Source organism: Thermobacillus xylanilyticus (assembly GCF_907165215.1).
GTDB lineage: Bacteria > Bacillota > Bacilli > Paenibacillales > Paenibacillaceae > Thermobacillus > Thermobacillus xylanilyticus.
On sequence record NZ_CAJRAY010000081.1, the window covers coordinates 1 to 19,388 of the forward strand.

A 19,388-nucleotide genomic window follows, 5' to 3' on the forward strand; every position below is an offset into this window, starting at 1 on the left:
GCCCGCGCGGCCGGCTGCCGCACCGGCGTGCTCACGTACGAGGAGCACGCCGGCTTCTACGACGCCGACGCGGTCGTCGTCTGCGGCAGCCTCGCGCGGCCCGAGCAGGCGGCGCAGCGCCTGTATGCCGCGCTCCGCGAGTTCGATGCGCGCGGCATCGGCCGGATCTGGGCCGAGGGCTGCCCGCCGGAAGGGATCGGGCTCGCGCTGATGAACCGGCTCGCCAAAGCGGCCGGCGGGCGGATCGTCCGGGTGTAACGCCGGACGGACATGAATCCGGACTTGTCCGCATAGGTATACGGGGAGACCCTGTGCGGAAGGAGTCGGATTCATGTCGGTGGACGCTGCGCAGACCGGTCAGCTGCTCACGCTGCTGACCATCGCGTTCGCGCTCGGGCTGGATGCCTTCTCGCTTGGCATCGGCATCGGGCTCAAAGGCATCCGGAAGCTGGATATTCTGAAACTGGGCGCCGTCGTGGCGGCGTTCCACATGCTGATGCCGCTCCTCGGTCTGGCGGCGGGGCAGGCGGTCAGCGGGCTGCTCGGCAGCGTGGCGACGAAGGCCGGCGGGCTGCTGCTGCTCTTGCTCGGCGGCCACATGGTGTACAGCTCGCTGCGCCGCGAGCATACGGTGCAGTTCGATCACCGTTCGGCGTTCGGCATGCTGCTGCTCGCGCTCGGGGTCAGCATCGATTCGTTCTCGGTCGGGGTATCGCTCGGCATGTTCGCGGCGGATCTCGTCATGACGGTGCTGTTGTTCGGTTTTTTCGGCGGCGCGATGTCGATCACGGGGCTGCTGCTCGGACGGAAGGTCGGAATCGGGCTCGGCGAATACGGCGAGACGTGCGGCGGGGCGATTTTGTTCGCGTTCGGGGTCATGTTTTTACTATAATAAAAAACCGGGGGCTGATTGTCGCACAATGAAGGAGGGATGCGGCGTGGTCCATGTCTTGTTCGTCTGCACCGGCAATACGTGCCGCAGCCCGATGGCCGAAGCGCTATTCAAGGCCAAGGCGAAGGAACGCGGCGTGCCGGTTGAAGTCCGTTCGGCCGGCGTGGCGGCTGCAGACGGCATCCCGATGTCCGCGCATGCATCGGAAGTGCTTCGCGAGCGGCAGGTGCCGCATGAAGGCAAATCGTGCGCCGTCTCGGCCGAGGCGGTCGAATGGGCGGATCTCATCCTGACGATGACGACCGGCCACAAGCGGATGCTGCTGGAACGGTACCCGGAGGCGCTCGAGAAGACGCATACGCTGAAGGAATATGTGGAGGACCGGCCGGAGGTGCTGGCGGAGATCAAGGAGCTTGAGCGGCTGTACATGGAATGGCATCTCCGTCAGGCCATCGGCGGGAAGCTGAGCGACGAGGAGCGGGCGCGGCTGCTGGAACTGGAAGGCAAGGTTCCGGATTTCGATATCGCCGATCCGTTCGGCGGGCCGATCGAGCTGTACCGCCAGGTCGCGGATGAGCTGGACGCCGCGTTGGACAAGCTGATCAAGAAGCTCGCGGAAGCCGATTGATTTTTCACGAAACTTCCGTTATGATGAACTTGACAAAATACGGGTCCGATGTGACTGGCGACGTTAAGTGGGGAACCACGGTGGAGCATCGGACGATATCGGCCGGTCGCCTGGGCAAAGAGCATTCGCGCTGAATGGCGCGTCATGCTCTTTTTTGTCTTTTTCACAGAAGCTGAAGGCATAATAAGTTCATCCATGCTAGGGGAGGCGGACTGCAATGAAGATTGCAATCGGCGCGGATCATGCGGGCTTCAGGCTGAAGGACGAGATCGTGCCGCTGCTCAAGGAGCTCGGTCACGAGGTCGAAGATTTCGGCTGCGACTGCAGCCAGTCGGTCGACTATCCGGACTACGCGATCCCGGTCTGCGAGCGGGTCGTGAAGGGCGAAGCCGACCGCGGCATCCTGATCTGCGGGACGGGCATCGGCATGTCGATCGCCGCGAACAAGGTGCCCGGCATCCGCTGCGCGCTCGTGCACGATCTGTTCTCGGCGAAGGCGACGCGGGAGCACAACGACTCGAATGTGCTGGCGATGGGCGAGCGGGTGATCGGTCCCGGTCTCGCGCAGGAGATCGTGCGCGTCTGGCTCGAGACGCCGTTCTCGCAGGGCGAGCGGCACGTGAACCGCGTGAACAAAGTGATGGCGATCGAGCGCCGGCAGGCGTGAGGCGGGAGGCCGTACGCCATGGATGAAGCGCGTCTTCAATCGATTGCGGAGGACACGGAGCGCTGCATTCGCGAGCTGGCGGCCGCCGGCGGGCTGAAAGCCGGTCAGCTGCTCGTCATCGGGGCGAGCACGAGCGAAGTGATCGGCCGCCGGATCGGGACGGCCGGCTCGGGCGAAGCGGCGCGGGCGATATTCGCAGGCGTCGAGGCGGTGCGGCGCGACATCGGATTCCATCCGCTGTTCCAGTGCTGCGAGCATTTGAACCGGGCGCTGGTGACGACCCGCGAAGCGGCGGAGCGGTACGGCTTGACCGAAGTGTCGGCCGTGCCGATTCCGGGCGCGGGCGGGGCGATGGCGGCCTTCGCCTACCGGAACCTGCCGGACGCCTGCCTGGTCGAGTCCGTTCAGGCGCACGCCGGCATCGACATCGGCGACACGCTGATCGGGATGCATCTTCGTCCGGTGGCGGTGCCGGTCCGGCCGTCCGTGCGGACGATCGGCGAGGCGCATGTGACGATGGCTTGTACGCGGCCGAAGCTGATCGGCGGCGCGCGGGCGGTTTATGTCCTCGAACCGGACGATCAGGCGGAACGGTAAGCGGAAACGTGAATCGGAAGTCATGGATTGAAAAATATAGCCAGGAGGCGGACACGAATGGAATATTTGCGCAAGCAGGATCCGGAGCTCGTCAAGGCGCTCGGGCTGGAGCTGCAGCGGCAGCGGGACAACCTTGAGCTGATCGCTTCGGAGAACATCGTCAGCCGGGCGGTGCTCGAAGCGATGGGCACGGTGCTGACGAACAAATACGCGGAAGGCTATCCGGGCAAACGGTATTACGGCGGCTGCGAATACGTCGATATCGCGGAGGAGATTGCCCGCAACCGCGCGAAGGAGCTGTTCGGCGCGGAGCACGCCAACGTGCAACCGCACTCCGGCGCGCAGGCGAACATGGCCGTCTACCTGGCGGTGCTCAAGCCGGGCGACACGGTGCTCGGCATGAATCTGGCGCACGGCGGCCATCTGACGCACGGCAGCCCGGTCAACGCGTCCGGCCTGCTGTACAACTTCGTCGCTTACGGCGTCAGCGAAGACACGCACACGATCGACTATGAGGAAGTGCGCAAGGCGGCGTTCAAGCATCGCCCGCGGCTGATCGTGGCGGGCGCCAGCGCCTATCCGCGCATCATCGATTTCGAGAAGCTCGGCGAAATCGCGCGCGAAGTCGGCGCGCTGCTCATGGTCGACATGGCGCATATCGCCGGCCTCGTCGCGGCGGGGCTGCATCCGAGCCCGGTGCCGCACGCGCATTTCGTGACGACGACGACGCACAAGACGCTGCGCGGTCCGCGCGGCGGCATGATCCTGTGCCGCAAGTCGTGGGCGCAGGCGATCGACAAGGCCGTGTTCCCCGGCACCCAGGGCGGCCCGCTCATGCACATCATCGCGGCGAAGGCGGTCGCACTCGGCGAAGCGCTGCAGCCGTCGTTCAAGACGTACGCGGAGAACGTCGTGAAGAACGCGAAGACGCTCGCGGAGGCGCTGCAGGCCGAAGGGCTGAACCTCGTGTCCGGCGGCACGGACAACCATCTGATGCTCGTCGATACGCGCAATTTGAACATTACCGGCAAAGACGCGGAGCATGTGCTCGATTCGGTGAAAATCACGGTGAACAAGAACGCGATCCCGTTCGATCCGACGAGCCCGTTCATCACGAGCGGCATCCGGATCGGCACGCCGGCCGTCACGTCCCGCGGCATGGGACAGGATGCGATGAAGACGATCGCGAGCGTCATCGCGATGACGCTGAAGAACCCGAAAGACGAAGCGGTGCTGGCCAAAGCGCGCGGCATCGTCAAGGAACTCACGGCGCAATATCCGCTGTACCCGGATCTGGAGTATTGATCCGCCGGGCTGCCGCAAGGGTTGCAGTGCAACGGCCGGTCAGGAAGCGATTCCTGTCCGGCCATTTTTTGGGTTCGGGCAGCGGCGAACGCAAAAGCTTCCCCGTTTCTCTCCGTTTCCATGAAGGGAGACGATGCTGTTTGCCCGGGAACATGATATAATGGACGGGATCAGCACCCGGACGGTCTAGCATGCGAGCCGCCGGGACGCCGGGAGGAGGCAGCCAATGGGCAAGGTAGTCGTGTGCGATCATCCTTTGATCCAGCACAAGCTTACGATTATCCGGGACAAAAACACCATTACGAAAGATTTCCGCGATCTCGTCGGCGAGGTCGCGACGCTGATGGCGTACGAAATTACGCGCGACTTGCCGCTGGCAAAGACGACGATCGAGACGCCGGTCGCGAAGATGGAATCCAGCGTGCTGTCCGGCCGGATGATCGGCCTCGTGCCGATCTTGCGCGCCGGACTCGGCATGGTCGACGGCATACTGAAACTGATCCCGTCCGCGAAGGTCGGCCATATCGGGCTGCAGCGGGACGAGGAGACGCTGCAACCGGTGGAATACTATCTCAACCTGCCGACCGACGCGCAGGAGCGGCTGCTCATCGTCATCGACCCGATGCTGGCCACCGGCGGTTCGGCGATCGCGGCGCTGTCCGCGCTGAAGGCGCGGGGGTGCCGGCATCTGAAGCTGATGTGCCTGATCGCGGCGCCCGAAGGGGTGGAGGCGCTTCAGGCGGCGCATCCGGATGTTGACCTGTACGTCGCCGCCGTCGACGAGCGGCTCAATGAGCGCGGTTACATCGTGCCGGGGCTCGGCGACGCCGGCGACCGTCTGTTCGGCACGAAGTGATGGGAGCGTGAATGACAGATTGGCACGACTGAAAGTGATGACGGTGTTCGGCACGCGGCCGGAAGCCGTGAAGATGGCGCCGCTCGTGCTCGAACTGCAGAAACATGAGGATGAGATCGAGACGATTGTCTGCGTCACCGCGCAGCATCGCGAGATGCTCGACCAGGTGCTTGATTTCTTCGAGATCAAGCCGGATTATGATCTGAATGTGATGAAGGACCGGCAGTCGCTGGCCGAGATCGCGGTGAACGTGATCAACGGGCTCGACCCGGTGCTGAAGGAAGCGCGGCCCGATCTTGTGCTCGTGCACGGCGACACGTCGACGACGTTCCTCGCCAGCTATGCGGCGTTCCTGAATCAGATCCAGGTCGGCCACGTCGAGGCGGGCTTGCGCACCTGGAACAAGATGTCGCCGTACCCCGAAGAGATGAACCGGCAGCTCGCCGGCGTGCTCGCGGACCTGCACTTTGCCCCGACGGAATGGTCGGCCGGCAATCTCCGGCGGGAGAACAAGCCGGAGTCGTCCATCTACATAACGGGCAACACGGTGACGGACGTGTTCCAGTACACGGTCGACCCGTCCTTCAGCCACCCGGTGCTCGACTGGGCGAAGGGCCGGCGTATGATCCTGATGACGGCGCACCGGCGCGAGGCGCTCGGCGAGCCGCACCGGAACATCTTCCGCGCGGTGAAGCGGATCGCGGACGAGTTCCCCGACGTGGCGGTCGTCTACGCGGTGCACCTGAATCCGGCGGTGCGCGAGCCCGCGAACGAGATTCTCGGCGGCCACGAGCGGATCCGGCTCATCGACCCGCTCGACGTGTTCGAGTTCCACAACTTCTATCCGCACGCCTACATGATCCTGACCGATTCCGGCGGGCTGCAGGAAGAAGCGCCCTCGTTCGGCGTGCCGGTGCTGGTCCTGCGCGACACGACGGAGCGGCCGGAGGGCATCGAGGCGGGCGTGCTTGAGCTCGTCGGCACGAATGAGGAGCAGGTGTACGCCGCCGCGCGCAAGCTGCTCACCGACAGGGCGGCGTACGAGCGGATGGCGGGCGCGGTGAATCCGTATGGCGACGGCCGCGCGTCCGAGCGGATCGCGCAGGCGATCCTGCATCATTTCGGCCGGAGGGACAGCCGTCCCGAGCCGTTCGTTCCCGAACGGCCGGCGGAGCGGGCCGGAACCGGATTGGCGGATTGATCCGGCCGCCCGCAGGGTTCCGCCGCCGGCTCCCCTCAGCGGGGTGCCGGCGGCCTGGACGGAACCGCCGTGGCCTGCTCCGGGCAGGGGGGCGACGGAAGTTTTTTCACCTGCCGGCAGGCCGGAAAACCGAACAGAACAACTGTAAACTGCACGGTGTCTGATGCTGGGAATGCTTGAGAAATCAATGATTTTCGTCACACGTTCACGAAATGTTCGATTCTGTCCGAATTGACAAAGCTTCTCGCTCACGGCTAAAATATATTGGGATTAGCGGGGTACAGAGCATGAACAAGAAGAGCAAGAGCGACAATCCTTGGCGTGCTGCCGCACTTGTGGGCGCAATGGGCGTCAATGTCGCCGTGTGCATGACAGCCGGGTATTGGCTCGGCGCGCGGCTCGGCGGAACGCCCGGCTGGGTTGTTGCCGGCTTGTTGGGCGGACTTCTGGTCGGAATCCTTTCCTGTGTGGCGATGGTGAAGTTCGTGCTGGGGGATTCAGATGAATGATATTTTGAGACGAGCCGTCCGACTGTCGCTGTTCACGATGTCGGCCCTGCTGATGGCCTGGGCTTTGTACCCGGAAGGTCGAACCGTTGCCGCCGGACTGTTGCTCGGCATCTGCGGCAGTCTTGTGAATGCGTTTTTATTGCGCAGAAGGGTGGAGATGATTGCGCGCTCCGCTCTGGAAGGCGGGAAGCGGACAAGCCTCGGTCTTGCCAGCAGGCTGGCGGTCATCCTGCTTGCGGTTATGGCATGCTACCGGTTCCCTGAATATTTCTCGCTTCCTGCGACTTTGGCGGCTTGTTTTTACGTGCAATTCGCGGTATTTTTCTTTGCAGCTGTACACAATAGGAACGTCAGGAATGGAAAGGGGTGAGAATTCAGCATGCACGTATTTCCTGTCGTACAGGTCGGCGGTTTCAACCTTGACCTGTCGTCCATCCTGGCTATCGTTGTATCCGGTTTGATCTGCTTCGTGCTGGCGAAGCTGGCGACACGGAATCTCTCGATCCGGAATCCCTCCAAGCTGCAGAACTTCATGGAATGGGTCGTGGACTTCGTTCACAACACGATTGCCAGCACCATGCCGCTTTCGAAGGTGAAGCATTTTCTCGGACTCGGGATGACGCTCATCTTGTTCATCTTCGTTTCCAATCTTCTCGGCCTTCCTTTCGGCATTGTCACGGAGCACCACGAGGAATTCAAACTCTTCGGTTCCACGGTTGTATCGCAGGAATACATCGATGAACATGGCGGACATGCGCATGTCGCCTGGTGGAAATCGCCGACTGCGGACATCATGGTCAACTTGGGACTTGCGGTCGTCGTGTTCTTCCTGATTCACTTCCTGGGATTGAAGATGAACCGGAAACACTACCTGGCCCACTACTTCAAGCCGTTCCCGGTCTTCTTCCCGCTCAACCTGATTGAACAGGTGGCGCGGCCGGTGACGCTGGCTGTTCGTCTATACGCGAACATTTACGCGGGCGAACTGCTCATTGCAACCATTCTGTTGCTTGGGATACCCGGTATTCCGCTCCTCGCCGTATGGCAAGGCTTCAGTATATTCGTAGGCGCCGTTCAGGCGTTCCTGTTCACCATCCTGACGATGGTCTATATCTCGCAGGCCATTGTGCATGAGGATCACTAACCCCCTTTTCAGGTCTGGGGCCGGCTGCGTAAGCCTGGCCGGCCGAATGGATGCATCATATTTTTGCAAAAAACAAGTTCAGAGGAGGATATTTTACTATGGAATTTTTGGCAGCAGCAATTGCAGTCGGACTGGGTGCGATCGGCGCAGGTTTTGGTAACGGTATGATCGTGAGCAAGACGGTCGAGGGGATTTCCCGTCAACCGGAAGCGCGCGGCGCTCTTCAAACGACGATGTTCATCGGTGTAGGTATCGTCGAGGTCGTTCCGCTCATCGGCGTCGTTCTCGGTTTCCTGATGTTCTTCCAATCTTAAACTTCAAACCGTATATTTCACGCGGGGCGGGGACGGCGTATGCCTCCACGCCTTCTGTTTGTGTGATGCCGCGGGGGATCTGACCACCCAGGGAAAGGAGAGTTGCAGATGTCGTTCCATTGGGAATCGACAGTCATTGCGATCATCGCATTCGTTTTGCTGTACTGGCTGCTCAACAAATACGCATTCGGGCCGCTGTTCGGCGTAATGGAAAAAAGACGTCAGCTCGTCAATGAAGAGATTGAAGCAGCGGAATCGAGCCGCCGGGAAGCGGAGCAGCAGCTCGCCGAACAGAAACGGGCGCTCGAGGAAGCGCGGAAGGAAGCGCAGGAGATTATCGAGTCCGCCCGCAGAACCAGCCAGAAACAAGCGGATGAGATTATTCAGGCCGCTCGTGAAGAAGCCAACCGCCTGAAGAATGAAGCGATCCGGGAAATTCAGAACGAGAAGAACAATGCCATTGCCGCATTGCGCCGGCAAGTCAGCGGATTGTCCGTGCAAATTGCGTCGAAAATCCTCGAGAAGCAGGTTGACGAGAAGGCGCACGAACAGCTCGTTGATCAATATCTGAGAGAAGTAGGGAAAACGTCATGAGTGCGGATTCGGTCGCAGCGAAGCGCTACGCGAAGGCACTCTACGAAGCCGCTGCGCAACAGAACGTGGTATGGGATGTCGAGCAGCAGCTGAAAGGTCTCGTCGAAGCGCTGGAACGAACGCCGGAATTCAAGGCCTTCCTCGGCTCTCCGAATATCGAAACTTCGCGTAAAATTTCGGTGCTGAACGAGGTGCTGGCGGGTAAAACGTCCGACTTGCTCCTGAGAACCGTCCACATCTTGATTGAGCGCGGCCGTCATGCGGAAATTCCCGCTGTCTATCGTGCGTACGAGAAGATTGCCGGTGAAGCGTCCGGACAAGCCAGAGCGATCGTCTATACGGCGAAGCCGCTTGACGAAGCCGAGCTGGCTGCTGTCGCGGAACAATTCGGCAAGCTGACCGGCAAGACCATCCGTGCGGAGCAGCAAGTTGATCCTTCGTTGATCGGCGGCATCCGGGTGCAGATCGGCGACCGCCTGTATGACGGCAGTTTGTCGGGCAAGCTCGCGCGGCTTGAAAAAGCATTGATTTCCTAAGTCTTATGGGACAGGGGTGAACCTTTTGAGTATCAGACCTGACGAGATCAGCACGCTGATCAAGCAGCAGATTGAACAATACAAATCCGAAATGGAAGTCGTCGACGTCGGGACGGTTATTCAAGTCGGCGACGGGATCGCGCGCGTGCACGGTCTGGAAAAAGCGATGGCCGGCGAGCTGCTCGAATTCTCGAACGGCGTCGTGGGCATGGCGCTGAACCTTGAGGAAAACAACGTCGGTGTCGTCATCCTCGGGCCGTACACCGACATCCGCGAAGGCGACCAAGTGAAGCGGACCGGCCGGATCATGGAAGTGCCGGTCGGCGAAGAACTGCTCGGCCGCGTCGTCAACCCGCTCGGCCAGCCGCTGGACGGCAAGGGCCCGATCAACACGAAGCATTTCCGTCCGGTTGAATCGCCCGCGCCGGGAGTCATCCAACGGAAATCGGTCCATGAACCGATGCAGACGGGCATCAAGGCCATCGACTCGATGATCCCGATCGGCCGCGGCCAGCGGGAGCTGATCATCGGCGACCGCCAGACGGGCAAAACGACGATCGCGATCGACGCCATCATCAATCAGAAGGACACCGGCGTCAAATGTATCTACGTCGCGATCGGCCAGAAGCAATCGACGGTCGCGAGCGTCGTGGAGACGCTGCGCCGCCACGGCGCGATGGACTACACCATCGTCGTCACCGCATCGGCTTCCGAGCCGGCGCCGCTGCTCTATCTCGCGCCGTATGCCGGCTGCGCGATGGGCGAGTACTTCATGTACAAGGGCGAACACGTCCTCGTCATCTACGACGACCTGTCGAAGCAGGCGGCCGCATACCGCGAGCTGTCGCTGCTGCTCCGCCGCCCGCCGGGCCGCGAGGCTTATCCGGGCGACGTCTTCTATCTGCACTCCCGCCTGCTGGAGCGCGCCGCGAAGCTGAGCGACGAACTCGGCGGCGGTTCGCTGACAGCGCTGCCGTTCATTGAGACGCAGGCTTCCGACGTATCGGCTTACATTCCGACGAACGTCATCTCGATCACCGACGGCCAGATCTTCCTGGAGTCCGACCTGTTCTTCGCCGGTCAGCGTCCGGCCATCAACGTCGGGATCTCCGTCTCCCGGGTCGGCGGCAACGCGCAGATCAAGGCGATGAAGAAAGTCGCCAGCACGCTGCGTCTCGACCTGGCGGCCTACCGTTCGCTGGCGGCGTTCGCGCAGTTCGGTTCCGACCTTGACAAGGCGACGCAAGCGCAGCTCACCCGCGGCGCGCGGACGATGGAAATTCTGAAGCAAGGCGTCAACCAGCCGATGCCGGTCGAGAAGCAAGTCATTTCGCTTTTCGCGGCCACCAGGGGTCACCTCGACGATCTGCCGCTTGAAGCGGTCGGCCGCTTCGAACGCGAGTTGCATCTGTACCTCGAATCGAACGCGCCGGAGATCGCCCAATCGATCCGCGACACGAAGGATCTGACGCCGGAGACCGAGAACGCGCTGAACGAAGCGATCGTCAAATTCAAGAAGAGCTTTGCCGTCTGACAGACGGATCGGATAACGAATCTGTCCTGCTTGCGCGCGAACCGTGTCCCGTCCGGCAGGGACGGGACACGCGGTTCGCCGCTTAGGACACGCAAAGGCGGGTGAACCAGATGGCCAAGGGCATGCGCGAGCTCAAAGCGAAGATCAAGAGCACGCAGAACACGATGCAGATCACGAAAGCGATGGAGATGGTGGCGGCTTCCCGTCTCCGCCGCGCGCAGGAAGCGGCGACCGCGGCGCGTCCGTATGCGGACAAGCTGAAGGAAGTCGTCGCCAGCATCGCGGCCGGCTCGAAGGATGTCAAGCATCCGATGCTGCAGAAGCGCCCGATCAAACGGACGGGGTATCTCGTCATCACCTCCGACCGGGGACTTGCGGGCGGCTACAACGCGAACCTGCTGCGCAACGTGCTGACCGCGATTCGCAATCGGCACAGCTCGCCGGACGAGTATGTGCTGTTCGTCATCGGCCGCAAGGGCCGCGACTTCTTCCGCCGCCGGAACATGGCGATCGCGAAAGAAGTGACGGGGCTGCCGGACTCGCCGACTTTCGCCGACATCAAGGCGATCGCGCAGGAAGCGGTCAAAGGATTCGAAGAAGAGCTCTATGACGAGCTTTATATCTGGTACAACCAATTCATCAACCCGATCACCCAGCGGCCGGTCGAACGCCAACTGCTGCCGCTCGTGAGCGAGGACGTGAACATGGCGGGACCGACCACGGCTTACCAGTACGAGCCGTCGGCCGAAGAAGTGCTGAACACGCTGCTGCCGAAGTATGCGGAGACGCTCATCTACAGCGCCCTGCTGGACGCGAAGGCAAGCGAGTTCGGCGCGCGGATGACCGCCATGGGCAACGCGACGAAGAACGCGCAGAAGATGATCCAGGTTTTGACGCTGAACTACAACCGGGCGCGTCAGGCCGCCATCACGCAGGAAATCTCCGAAATCGTCGGCGGCGCGAACGCGCTGAGCTGAACCAATCCGCGTCTTACGCCGGCTTCATGATGCCGGGTCAGGCGCTTCAGGAGGGAACAATATGAAAAAAGGACGCGTGGTGTCCGTCACCGGTCCGGTCGTCGACATCGAGTTCGAACGCGGACAACTGCCGGACGTCCTGAACGCGATCAAAATCGAAGCGAAAGGCGATGGCCGCGGTCCGGACATCAACCTGACGCTGGAAGTCGCCCTTCACCTCGGCGACAACCTGGTCCGCACGATCGCCATGAGCTCGACGGACGGCCTCGTGCGGGGCATGGAAGCCGTCGACCTCGGCGGCCCGATCACCGTTCCGGTCGGCGCGCCGACGCTCGGCCGCGTCTTCAACGTGCTGGGCGAGCCGATTGACGAGGCCGGCGATGTCGTTGCCGATGTCAAACTGCCGATTCACCGTCAGGCACCGGCGTTCGAGCAGCTGTCGACGCAGGCGGAAATTCTCGAGACGGGCATCAAGGTCATCGACCTGCTCGCGCCTTACGCCAAGGGCGGCAAGATCGGTCTGTTCGGCGGCGCGGGCGTCGGCAAGACGGTCACGATCCAGGAACTGATCCACAACATCGCGCAGGAGCACGGCGGGATTTCCGTCTTCGCGGGCGTCGGCGAACGGACCCGCGAAGGGAACGACCTGTACCATGAAATGAAAGACTCCGGCGTCATCAGCAAGACGGCGATGGTGTTCGGCCAGATGAACGAACCGCCGGGAGCGCGTCTCCGCGTCGCGCTGACGGGGCTGACGATGGCCGAATATTTCCGCGATGAAGAAGGCCGCGACGTGCTGCTCTTCATCGACAACATCTTCCGCTTCACGCAGGCCGGTTCCGAAGTATCCGCGCTGCTCGGCCGGATGCCGTCGGCGGTCGGTTATCAGCCGACGCTGGCAACCGAGATGGGCCAGCTGCAAGAGCGGATCACGTCGACGAAGAAAGGTTCGGTTACGTCGATCCAGGCGATCTACGTCCCGGCGGACGACTACACCGACCCGGCTCCGGCGACGACGTTCGCCCACCTCGACGCGACGACGAACCTCGAGCGCCGCATCGCCGAGATGGGCATCTTCCCGGCCGTCGACCCGCTGGCTTCCAGCTCGCGGATTCTGACGCCGGAAGTCGTCGGTCAGGAACACTACGACGTCGCGCAAGGCGTCAAGCGGATTCTGCAGCGCTACAAGGAACTGCAGGACATCATCGCGATCCTCGGCATGGACGAGCTGTCCGAGGAAGACAAGCTGATCGTATCCCGCGCGCGCAAGATCCAGAACTTCCTGTCCCAGCCGTTCCACGTGGCGGAACCGTTCACGGGCGTGAAAGGGATCTACGTGCCGGTCAAGGAAACGGTCCGCAGCTTCAAGGAGATTCTCGAAGGCAAGCACGACGATCTGCCGGAGGCGGCTTTCCGCTACGTCGGCACGATCGAGCAGGCCGTGGAGAGAGCCAAATCGCTTTAATGCGATTGGCGGGAGGGAATCTCGATGAGCACGATGCTGCTTGAAATTGTCACGCCGGAACGCATTGTCTACTCCGAGCAGGTCGACATGGTCGTCGTGCGCGGTGTGGAAGGCGAGCTCGGCATTCTGCCCAACCATATTCCGCTGGTCACGCCGCTCAAGATTGCGCCGGCGAAGATCAAGCAGGGCGGCCGGGAAAAGCTGGTCGCGGTCAACGGCGGATTCGTCGAGGTCCGCAAGGACAAGGTCGTCATCCTCGCCGAGAGCGCGGAACTGCCGGAAGACATCGACGTCGAGCGGGCGCTCGCCGCGAAGGCGCGGGCGGAACAGCGGCTTCAGGCCGCGCGGCAGGAAGAGATTGACTTCCGCCGCGCCCAGCTGGCCTTGATGCGCGCCACGAACCGGCTCGAAGTCAAAAATCATCGCAATGCATAGACCGCAGTCCTGCCTGCCCGGCAGGCATGGGAAACCTGTCGGCCAGCCTGTCGGCTTCGCCGGCAGGTTTCTTGCTATTCAAAGATTTTGACAAACTCCGGCGAAGGAGGTGCCGTGCGGGCATGCTGCGCCGCTTCATGGCTTACTACCGGCCGCACAAACGGCTGTTTCTGCTCGATTTCAGTTGCGCCGTCGTTGCCGCGCTGCTGGAACTCGCGTTCCCCATGGCCGTGCAATGGGTAAGCGACGAACTGCTGCCGACGAAGGACTGGAACGCGATCGCCGTCGCTTGCACCGCGCTGCTGTTCGTCTACCTGTTCGCGATGTTCATGCATTTCATCGTCGGCTACTGGGGCCACATGCTGGGCATCAACATCGAGACGGACATGCGGCAGCAGGCGTTCAACCATCTGCAGCGGCTGTCGTTTCGCTATTTCGACAACACGAAGACGGGCCATCTGATGTCGCGGATCACGAACGACCTGTTCGACATCGGCGAAATGGCGCACCACGGTCCCGAGGACATGTTCATCGCGCTCATGACGTTCGCCGGCGCGTTCGGCATCATGTGGACCGTCGACTGGCAGCTCGCGCTGATCACCTTCGCGGTCGTGCCGATCCTGATCGCGCTGATCGCCTATTTCAACGTGAAATTGAACCAGGCGGCCAAGCAGATGTTCGAGAACATCGCCGACGTCAACGCGCGGGTCGAAGACAGCGTATCCGGCATCCGCGTCGTGAAGTCGTTCGGCAACGAGACCTACGAGATCGAGCGGTTCCGGCGCAACAACGCCGGGCTGCGCAGGGCGAAACTGCGCGCGTACCTCGCGATCTCGCTCAGCTCGTCCGGCATGTACATGCTGAACCGGATGATCATGCTGATCGTGCTCGTCGCCGGCGCCTGGTTCGCCTATCAGGGCCGCATCACCTATGGCGAGCTCGTCGCGTTTCTGCTTTACGTGCAGGTGTTCCTGAAGCCCATTGACAAGATCAACGCGCTGATGGAAATGTATCCGAAGGGCATGGCCGGCTTCCGACGGTTCTGCGACTTGATCGACACGGAGCCGGACGTGAAGGACGCGCCTGACGCGATCGACGTGCCGTCGCTGCGCGGCGACATCGAATTCCGGAATGTGACGTTCGGTTATGAACCGCACACGAAGGTGCTGCGGAACGTTTCCTTGAAGATCCGCGCGGGCGAGACCGTCGCGCTGGTCGGCCCTTCCGGCGCCGGGAAATCGACGATCTGCAGCCTCATCCCGCGCTTCTACGATGTGGACGAGGGTGAAATCACGATCGACGGCATTCCGATAAAAAAGATGACGCAGCATTCGCTGCGTTCGAAGATCGGCGTCGTGCAGCAGGATGTCTTCCTGTTCAACGGCACGATCCGTGAGAACATCGCCTACGGCAAATTGGGCGCGTCCGAAGCGGAGATCATGGAGGCCGCCCGCCGGGCGCATCTCGAGGACATGATCCGCGAACTGCCGGACGGGCTCGACACCGTCATCGGGGAGCGCGGACTGAAGCTGTCCGGCGGTCAGCGGCAGCGGCTCGCGATCGCGCGGATGTTTCTGAAGAATCCGCCCATACTGATATTGGATGAAGCGACATCGGCGCTCGATACCGAGACGGAACGGATCATCCAGCAGGCGTTGGAAGAACTGGCGGTCAATCGGACGACGATCGTCATCGCCCACCGCCTGGCGACGATCCGCGGAGCGGACCGCATCTTCGTCGTAAACGGCGACGGCATCGCGGAGGAAGGACGGCACGAAGAACTGCTGGCGCAAGGCGGCATTTACGCGCGGCTGCACCGGGCGCAGTTCGGCGAGACGCTCGTCACCTGAACCGCCGCGCGGCCGTGCCCCGTCAACTCGGTCATAGACGGGGCACCCCCCTTTTGCTATAATTGGTAAGGTAAATTCGCGGCCGGGCCATCCGCCAGCCGCCCCATACCGATCCTGCGCACGGAGGCGAACGTATGGAGAAATACGTCAACAGCTACGTGATCGTGGTCATTTTTGTGATACTGGGCATCCTGCTTCCGATCGTTGCGCTCGGGCTGGGCCGCCTGCTCCGCCCGCACAAGCCGACACAGGAGAAGCAGACGACGTATGAAAGCGGGAACGAGCCGGTCGGCGAAGGACAGGCGCGCTACAACATCCGGTATTACCTGTACGCCTTGATGTTCGTCATATTCGATGTCGAAACCGTTTTCTTGTATCCCTGGGCCGTTGCTTATAATCAGCTCGGCCTGTTCGTGTTGATTGAAATGCTGATCTTCACGGCTCTGCTTCTGGTGGGGCTGTTCTATGCCTGGAAGAAGAGGGTGCTGAAATGGGATTCGATCTGGAACAGGTGAGGCCTGAAGAGCACGAAGAGCTGAAGCGCAACGTGCTGGTGACATCGCTGGAACAACTGAAAGGCTGGGCGCGCAGCCACTCGATGTGGCCGCTGACGTTCGGTCTGGCCTGCTGCGCCATCGAGATGATGGGCACGGGCGGGGCGCACTACGACCTTGACCGGTTCGGCGTCTTTTTCCGTCCGTCGCCGCGTCAGGCCGACGTCATGATTGTCGCGGGGACCGTAACGAAGAAAATGGCGCCGCTTCTGCGCCGTCTGTACGAGCAGATGCCGGAACCGAAGTGGGTCATCGCGATGGGATCGTGCGCAACCGCGGGAGGTCCCTATGTCCGTTCGTACTCCGTCGTCAAGGGCGTCGACCAGATCGTTCCCGTCGACGTCTACATTCCGGGCTGCCCGCCGAATCCGGCGGCGCTGATCTACGGAATCAACAAGCTTCAGGAGAAAATTCGTTACGAGGCGAAGACCGGGAAGCAGGTGACGAATCGGTGAGCGAAGAGAACAAGCGCGAGGCAGGCCGGCAGGAAGAAACGGCGGCTGCGGAGCAGCAATCGCCGCCCGCTGCGGAGCAGACGGAGCCGGCGGCCGCGGAACAGCGGGAGCCCGCGAATACGCAGGAAGTCTCCGGCACCGAGCCCGCCGGCGCGGGCGCGGAGCATCCGAACCAGCCGCAGCCGGATACGATGCCGGAACATCCGGATGCATCGGCATCCGACAAACCGGCTGAACCGGCTGCGCCCGCTGCGGCGAATGCGGATGTGCCGTCCGCCCCTGCGGGCGAAGCCGCGGGAGCCGGGGCGGTGGATCCCGAGCGCGAAGCGAAGATCAAGGCCGCGCAGGAAGCGCGCGCCAAACGCCTGGCGGCGAAGGCCGCTGCAGAAGGAGCAACCGCGGGAGCGGTTGCTGGCGCGGAAGCGGTTGCCGGCGCGGGAGCGGGCGCCGTGGACCCCGAGCGCGAGGCGAAGATCAAGGCCGCGCAGGAAGCGCGCGCCAAACGCCTGGCGGCGAAGGCCGCTGCCGGCGGTGAAGCGGCGCCCGGAGACGCAGAGCCTGCGGAGCCGAAGCCGCCGTCGCCGAAACAGCCTTGGCTCGACGAAGCGGTCGAGCTGCTGAAATCCGAAGTGCATCCGGAAGCGGTGGAAGAAGCGGTGATCAACGAGCTGGCGGGCGACATGCCGACGATCACCGTGAAGGCCGAACACTGGCGCGCCGCTGCCGAGCTGCTGAAGGGCCATGGGAAGCTGGGCTGCAACTATCTGCGCAATGTGACCGGCGTCGATTACGAGACGCATATGGAAGTGGTCTACTTCGTCATCAATCTGGAGACGAAGCGCGAATATGCCATCAAGATCCGCACGGATCGCGAGCAGCCGTCCGTTCCGTCGGCGGTGCCGGTATGGCCGTCGGCGGATTGGCCCGAGCGTGAGATCTACGACCTGCTCGGCGTTGATTTTCCCGGCCACCCGGACCTGCGCCGCATCATGATGCCGGACGACTGGGTCGGCCATCCGCTGCGCAAAGACTACGTTCCGCTCGATCCGGAGGTGTGACGCGTGATCCGTACCGAAGAACTGCTGCTGAACGTCGGCCCGCAGCACCCGAGCACGCACGGCGTTTTGCGCATCGTCGTGAAGCTGGACGGCGAAGTGATTACGGAAGCAACGCCTGTCATCGGATATCTGCACCGGGGCACGGAGAAACTGGCGGAAAGCCTGAACTACACCCAGATCATCCCGTACACGGACCGGATGGATTATGTGTCCGCCATGACGAACAACTACGTGCTCGTGCACGCCGTCGAGAAAATGATGGGCATCGAGGTGCCGGAACGCGCTGAGTTCCTGCGCCTTATTGTGATGGAATTGCAGCGCATTGCGAGCCATCTCGTCTGGTGGGGCACCTACCTGCTGGACCTGGGCGCGCTCAGCCCGTTCCTGTTCGCGTTCAAGGAACGCGAGATGATCATCGACCTGTTCAACGAGTTGTGCGGCGCGCGGCTGACCTACAACTATATGCGGGTCGGCGGCGTGAAGTGGGACGCGCCTCCCGGCTGGATCGACAAGGTGCGCGACTTCGTGCCGTACATGGAGAAGCAGCTCAAGGAATACGAGCGGCTCGTCAGCGGCAACGAAATTTTCCTCGCGCGGGTCAAGGGGATCGGCAAGTACGATGCCGAAACGGCGATCGCCTACGGCCTCTCCGGCGCGAATCTCCGCTGCACCGGCGTGAAATGGGATCTGCGCAAGAACGAGCCCTACTCGTTGTACGACCGGTTCGAGTTCGACGTGCCGGTAGGCACGAACGGCGATTGCTATGACCGGTACATGATCCGGTTCGAGGAGATGCGCCAGTCGCTGCGCATCCTGAAGCAGGCCGTCGAGCAGTTCCCGTCTTCCGGCGAGACGATGGGCAAGGTGCCCCGCGCCATTCGGCCCCCGGCGGGCGAGACGTACGTCCGGATTGAATCGCCGCGCGGCGAGATCGGCTGCCACATCGTCTCGAAGGGCAAGGCCGAGCCGTACCGCCTGAAGTTCCGCCGGCCTTCGTTCATGAATCTGCAGATTCTGCCGAAGCTGCTCGTCGGCGAGACGATGACGAACCTTATTGCGATTCTGGGCGGTGTGGACATTGTCCTCGGGGAGGTCGACTGCTGATGAGCGATTGGGTGGAACAACCGCTTACCTGGGGGAACGTCCTGATCTACGCCGTGCTGGCGGTCGTCTTCCTCCTGCTCATTCTCGGCTATGTCACCTATGCGATCCTGTTCGAGCGGAAAGTGCTCGGCTGGATGCAGTTCCGGCACGGGCCGAACCGTCTCGGACCGTGGGGGCTGCTGCAGACGGTGGCGGACGTTCTCAAGCTGCTGATCAAGGAGGACACGATTCCGCGCAAGGCGGACCGCGCGCTGTTCATTCTCGCGCCGGCGCTCTGTTACGCGCCGTCGTTCGCGGTGCTGGCGATCATTCCGTACACCCGCGAACTGTATTTCGCCGATCTGAACGTCGCCATCGTCTACTACGCGGCGCTGTCCGCCATCTCGACGATCGCGATCGTGCTCGGCGGCTGGGCATCGAACAACAAATATTCGCTGCTCGGCGGCATGCGCTCGGCGGCGCAGATGATCAGCTACGAAGTGCCGCTGATCCTCTCGATCGTCGGCACGGTCATGATGACCGGAAGCATGAGCCTGCGGCAGATCGGCGAGGCGCAGGGCGACTGGTTCTGGGAGTGGAATTTTCTTCCCCAGATTATCGGCTTCGGCGTCTTCATCGTCGCCGCGGTATCGGAGCTGAACCGTTCGCCGTTCGACCTGCCGGAGGCCGAATCCGAGCTGGTCGCCGGCTACCACACCGAGTACAGCGGCTTT

General features: G+C 62.2%; 24 protein-coding genes and 1 riboswitch. All 24 genes read left to right on the forward strand.

What is annotated here, in order from left to right:
* The coding region (locus KJQ12_RS15010) for a Sua5 family C-terminal domain-containing protein (RefSeq protein WP_280529268.1) at positions 1-258 on the forward strand (258 nt) is incomplete at its 5' end.
* Between the two features lie 73 nt (positions 259-331).
* Positions 332-892, forward strand: a complete 561-nt coding sequence (locus tag KJQ12_RS15015; RefSeq protein WP_213485560.1) for a manganese efflux pump MntP — start codon at positions 332-334, stop codon at positions 890-892.
* 46 nt (positions 893-938) lie between these two features.
* Positions 939-1,520, forward strand: a complete 582-nt coding sequence (locus KJQ12_RS15020; RefSeq protein ID WP_213485561.1) for a low molecular weight protein arginine phosphatase — start codon at positions 939-941, stop codon at positions 1,518-1,520.
* A gap of 40 nt (positions 1,521-1,560) precedes the next feature.
* Positions 1,561-1,643, forward strand: a riboswitch (ZMP/ZTP riboswitch).
* A 94-nt stretch (positions 1,644-1,737) separates the two neighbouring features.
* Entirely contained in the window at positions 1,738-2,187 is a 450-nt protein-coding gene (gene rpiB, locus KJQ12_RS15025; RefSeq protein WP_213485562.1) for a ribose 5-phosphate isomerase B, read from the forward strand.
* Positions 2,188-2,205: 18 nt separating this feature from the next.
* On the forward strand, positions 2,206-2,784 hold the full coding sequence (locus tag KJQ12_RS15030) for a TIGR01440 family protein (RefSeq protein ID WP_213485563.1): 579 nt from the start codon (positions 2,206-2,208) through the stop codon (positions 2,782-2,784).
* Between the two features lie 57 nt (positions 2,785-2,841).
* Entirely contained in the window at positions 2,842-4,089 is a 1,248-nt protein-coding gene (locus KJQ12_RS15035; protein WP_213485564.1) for a serine hydroxymethyltransferase, read from the forward strand.
* 226 nt (positions 4,090-4,315) lie between these two features.
* Complete coding sequence (gene upp, locus KJQ12_RS15040; RefSeq protein ID WP_015256595.1) at positions 4,316-4,945, forward strand: uracil phosphoribosyltransferase; 630 nt, start codon at positions 4,316-4,318, stop codon at positions 4,943-4,945.
* Between the two features lie 19 nt (positions 4,946-4,964).
* Complete coding sequence (gene wecB / locus KJQ12_RS15045; RefSeq protein WP_280529269.1) at positions 4,965-6,146, forward strand: non-hydrolyzing UDP-N-acetylglucosamine 2-epimerase; 1,182 nt, start codon at positions 4,965-4,967, stop codon at positions 6,144-6,146.
* 287 nt (positions 6,147-6,433) lie between these two features.
* Positions 6,434-6,655, forward strand: a complete 222-nt coding sequence (locus KJQ12_RS15050) for a DUF997 family protein (RefSeq protein WP_213485565.1) — start codon at positions 6,434-6,436, stop codon at positions 6,653-6,655.
* Positions 6,648-7,025, forward strand: a complete 378-nt coding sequence (locus tag KJQ12_RS15055) for an ATP synthase subunit I (RefSeq protein ID WP_213485567.1) — start codon at positions 6,648-6,650, stop codon at positions 7,023-7,025. The genes KJQ12_RS15050 and KJQ12_RS15055 overlap by 8 nt, the downstream gene beginning before the upstream one ends.
* A gap of 9 nt (positions 7,026-7,034) precedes the next feature.
* Complete coding sequence (atpB, locus tag KJQ12_RS15060; RefSeq protein ID WP_213485569.1) at positions 7,035-7,799, forward strand: F0F1 ATP synthase subunit A; 765 nt, start codon at positions 7,035-7,037, stop codon at positions 7,797-7,799.
* Between the two features lie 98 nt (positions 7,800-7,897).
* Positions 7,898-8,113 (forward strand): F0F1 ATP synthase subunit C, encoded by a 216-nt coding sequence (gene atpE / locus KJQ12_RS15065; protein ID WP_213485571.1) that lies wholly within the window; start codon positions 7,898-7,900, stop codon positions 8,111-8,113.
* A gap of 108 nt (positions 8,114-8,221) precedes the next feature.
* Positions 8,222-8,707, forward strand: coding sequence for a F0F1 ATP synthase subunit B (gene atpF / locus KJQ12_RS15070; protein ID WP_213485572.1), 486 nt, complete (start codon positions 8,222-8,224; stop codon positions 8,705-8,707).
* Positions 8,704-9,243 (forward strand): F0F1 ATP synthase subunit delta, encoded by a 540-nt coding sequence (locus KJQ12_RS15075; RefSeq protein WP_213485574.1) that lies wholly within the window; start codon positions 8,704-8,706, stop codon positions 9,241-9,243. Before atpF ends, KJQ12_RS15075 begins: the two co-directional genes overlap by 4 nt.
* Before the next feature lie 25 nt (positions 9,244-9,268).
* On the forward strand, positions 9,269-10,777 hold the full coding sequence (gene atpA / locus KJQ12_RS15080) for a F0F1 ATP synthase subunit alpha (RefSeq protein WP_213485576.1): 1,509 nt from the start codon (positions 9,269-9,271) through the stop codon (positions 10,775-10,777).
* A 110-nt stretch (positions 10,778-10,887) separates the two neighbouring features.
* Complete coding sequence (gene atpG / locus KJQ12_RS15085) at positions 10,888-11,754, forward strand: ATP synthase F1 subunit gamma (RefSeq protein ID WP_213485578.1); 867 nt, start codon at positions 10,888-10,890, stop codon at positions 11,752-11,754.
* Between the two features lie 61 nt (positions 11,755-11,815).
* Positions 11,816-13,219 (forward strand): F0F1 ATP synthase subunit beta, encoded by a 1,404-nt coding sequence (gene atpD / locus KJQ12_RS15090; RefSeq protein WP_213485580.1) that lies wholly within the window; start codon positions 11,816-11,818, stop codon positions 13,217-13,219.
* A 24-nt stretch (positions 13,220-13,243) separates the two neighbouring features.
* A complete protein-coding gene (locus tag KJQ12_RS15095) occupies positions 13,244-13,654 on the forward strand; it encodes a F0F1 ATP synthase subunit epsilon (protein WP_213485582.1) in 411 nt (136 codons plus the stop codon).
* 122 nt (positions 13,655-13,776) lie between these two features.
* The gene (locus tag KJQ12_RS15100; RefSeq protein ID WP_213485583.1) at positions 13,777-15,504 is read left to right on the forward strand and encodes an ABC transporter ATP-binding protein; all 1,728 of its coding nucleotides are present in this window, start codon (positions 13,777-13,779) and stop codon (positions 15,502-15,504) included.
* Positions 15,505-15,638: 134 nt separating this feature from the next.
* A complete protein-coding gene (locus KJQ12_RS15105; RefSeq protein ID WP_015256582.1) occupies positions 15,639-16,019 on the forward strand; it encodes an NADH-quinone oxidoreductase subunit A in 381 nt (126 codons plus the stop codon).
* Complete coding sequence (locus KJQ12_RS15110; RefSeq protein WP_015256581.1) at positions 15,995-16,513, forward strand: NuoB/complex I 20 kDa subunit family protein; 519 nt, start codon at positions 15,995-15,997, stop codon at positions 16,511-16,513. Before KJQ12_RS15105 ends, KJQ12_RS15110 begins: the two co-directional genes overlap by 25 nt.
* Entirely contained in the window at positions 16,510-17,571 is a 1,062-nt protein-coding gene (locus tag KJQ12_RS15115) for an NADH-quinone oxidoreductase subunit C (RefSeq protein ID WP_244860642.1), read from the forward strand. Before KJQ12_RS15110 ends, KJQ12_RS15115 begins: the two co-directional genes overlap by 4 nt.
* A gap of 3 nt (positions 17,572-17,574) precedes the next feature.
* The gene (locus tag KJQ12_RS15120) at positions 17,575-18,675 is read left to right on the forward strand and encodes an NADH-quinone oxidoreductase subunit D (protein WP_213485585.1); all 1,101 of its coding nucleotides are present in this window, start codon (positions 17,575-17,577) and stop codon (positions 18,673-18,675) included.
* The coding region (locus KJQ12_RS15125) for a complex I subunit 1/NuoH family protein (RefSeq protein WP_280529270.1) at positions 18,675-19,388 on the forward strand (714 nt) is incomplete at its 3' end. The genes KJQ12_RS15120 and KJQ12_RS15125, both read left to right, overlap by 1 nt.

Excerpts from the sequence above, each read along its gene's own strand:
- KJQ12_RS15015 (WP_213485560.1), top strand. The coding sequence starts at position 332 with ATGTCGGTGGACGCTGCGCAGACCGGTCAGCTGCTCACGCTGCTGACC.
- rpiB (WP_213485562.1), top strand. The coding sequence starts at position 1,738 with ATGAAGATTGCAATCGGCGCGGATCATGCGGGCTTCAGGCTGAAGGAC.
- KJQ12_RS15030 (WP_213485563.1), top strand. The coding sequence starts at position 2,206 with ATGGATGAAGCGCGTCTTCAATCGATTGCGGAGGACACGGAGCGCTGC.
- KJQ12_RS15035 (WP_213485564.1), top strand. The coding sequence starts at position 2,842 with ATGGAATATTTGCGCAAGCAGGATCCGGAGCTCGTCAAGGCGCTCGGG.
- upp (WP_015256595.1), top strand. The coding sequence starts at position 4,316 with ATGGGCAAGGTAGTCGTGTGCGATCATCCTTTGATCCAGCACAAGCTT.
- KJQ12_RS15050 (WP_213485565.1), top strand. The coding sequence starts at position 6,434 with ATGAACAAGAAGAGCAAGAGCGACAATCCTTGGCGTGCTGCCGCACTT.
- KJQ12_RS15055 (WP_213485567.1), top strand. The coding sequence starts at position 6,648 with ATGAATGATATTTTGAGACGAGCCGTCCGACTGTCGCTGTTCACGATG.
- atpB (WP_213485569.1), top strand. The coding sequence starts at position 7,035 with ATGCACGTATTTCCTGTCGTACAGGTCGGCGGTTTCAACCTTGACCTG.
- atpE (WP_213485571.1), top strand. The coding sequence starts at position 7,898 with ATGGAATTTTTGGCAGCAGCAATTGCAGTCGGACTGGGTGCGATCGGC.
- atpF (WP_213485572.1), top strand. The coding sequence starts at position 8,222 with ATGTCGTTCCATTGGGAATCGACAGTCATTGCGATCATCGCATTCGTT.
- KJQ12_RS15075 (WP_213485574.1), top strand. The coding sequence starts at position 8,704 with ATGAGTGCGGATTCGGTCGCAGCGAAGCGCTACGCGAAGGCACTCTAC.
- atpG (WP_213485578.1), top strand. The coding sequence starts at position 10,888 with ATGGCCAAGGGCATGCGCGAGCTCAAAGCGAAGATCAAGAGCACGCAG.
- atpD (WP_213485580.1), top strand. The coding sequence starts at position 11,816 with ATGAAAAAAGGACGCGTGGTGTCCGTCACCGGTCCGGTCGTCGACATC.
- KJQ12_RS15095 (WP_213485582.1), top strand. The coding sequence starts at position 13,244 with ATGAGCACGATGCTGCTTGAAATTGTCACGCCGGAACGCATTGTCTAC.
- KJQ12_RS15100 (WP_213485583.1), top strand. The coding sequence starts at position 13,777 with ATGCTGCGCCGCTTCATGGCTTACTACCGGCCGCACAAACGGCTGTTT.
- KJQ12_RS15105 (WP_015256582.1), top strand. The coding sequence starts at position 15,639 with ATGGAGAAATACGTCAACAGCTACGTGATCGTGGTCATTTTTGTGATA.
- KJQ12_RS15110 (WP_015256581.1), top strand. The coding sequence starts at position 15,995 with ATGGGATTCGATCTGGAACAGGTGAGGCCTGAAGAGCACGAAGAGCTG.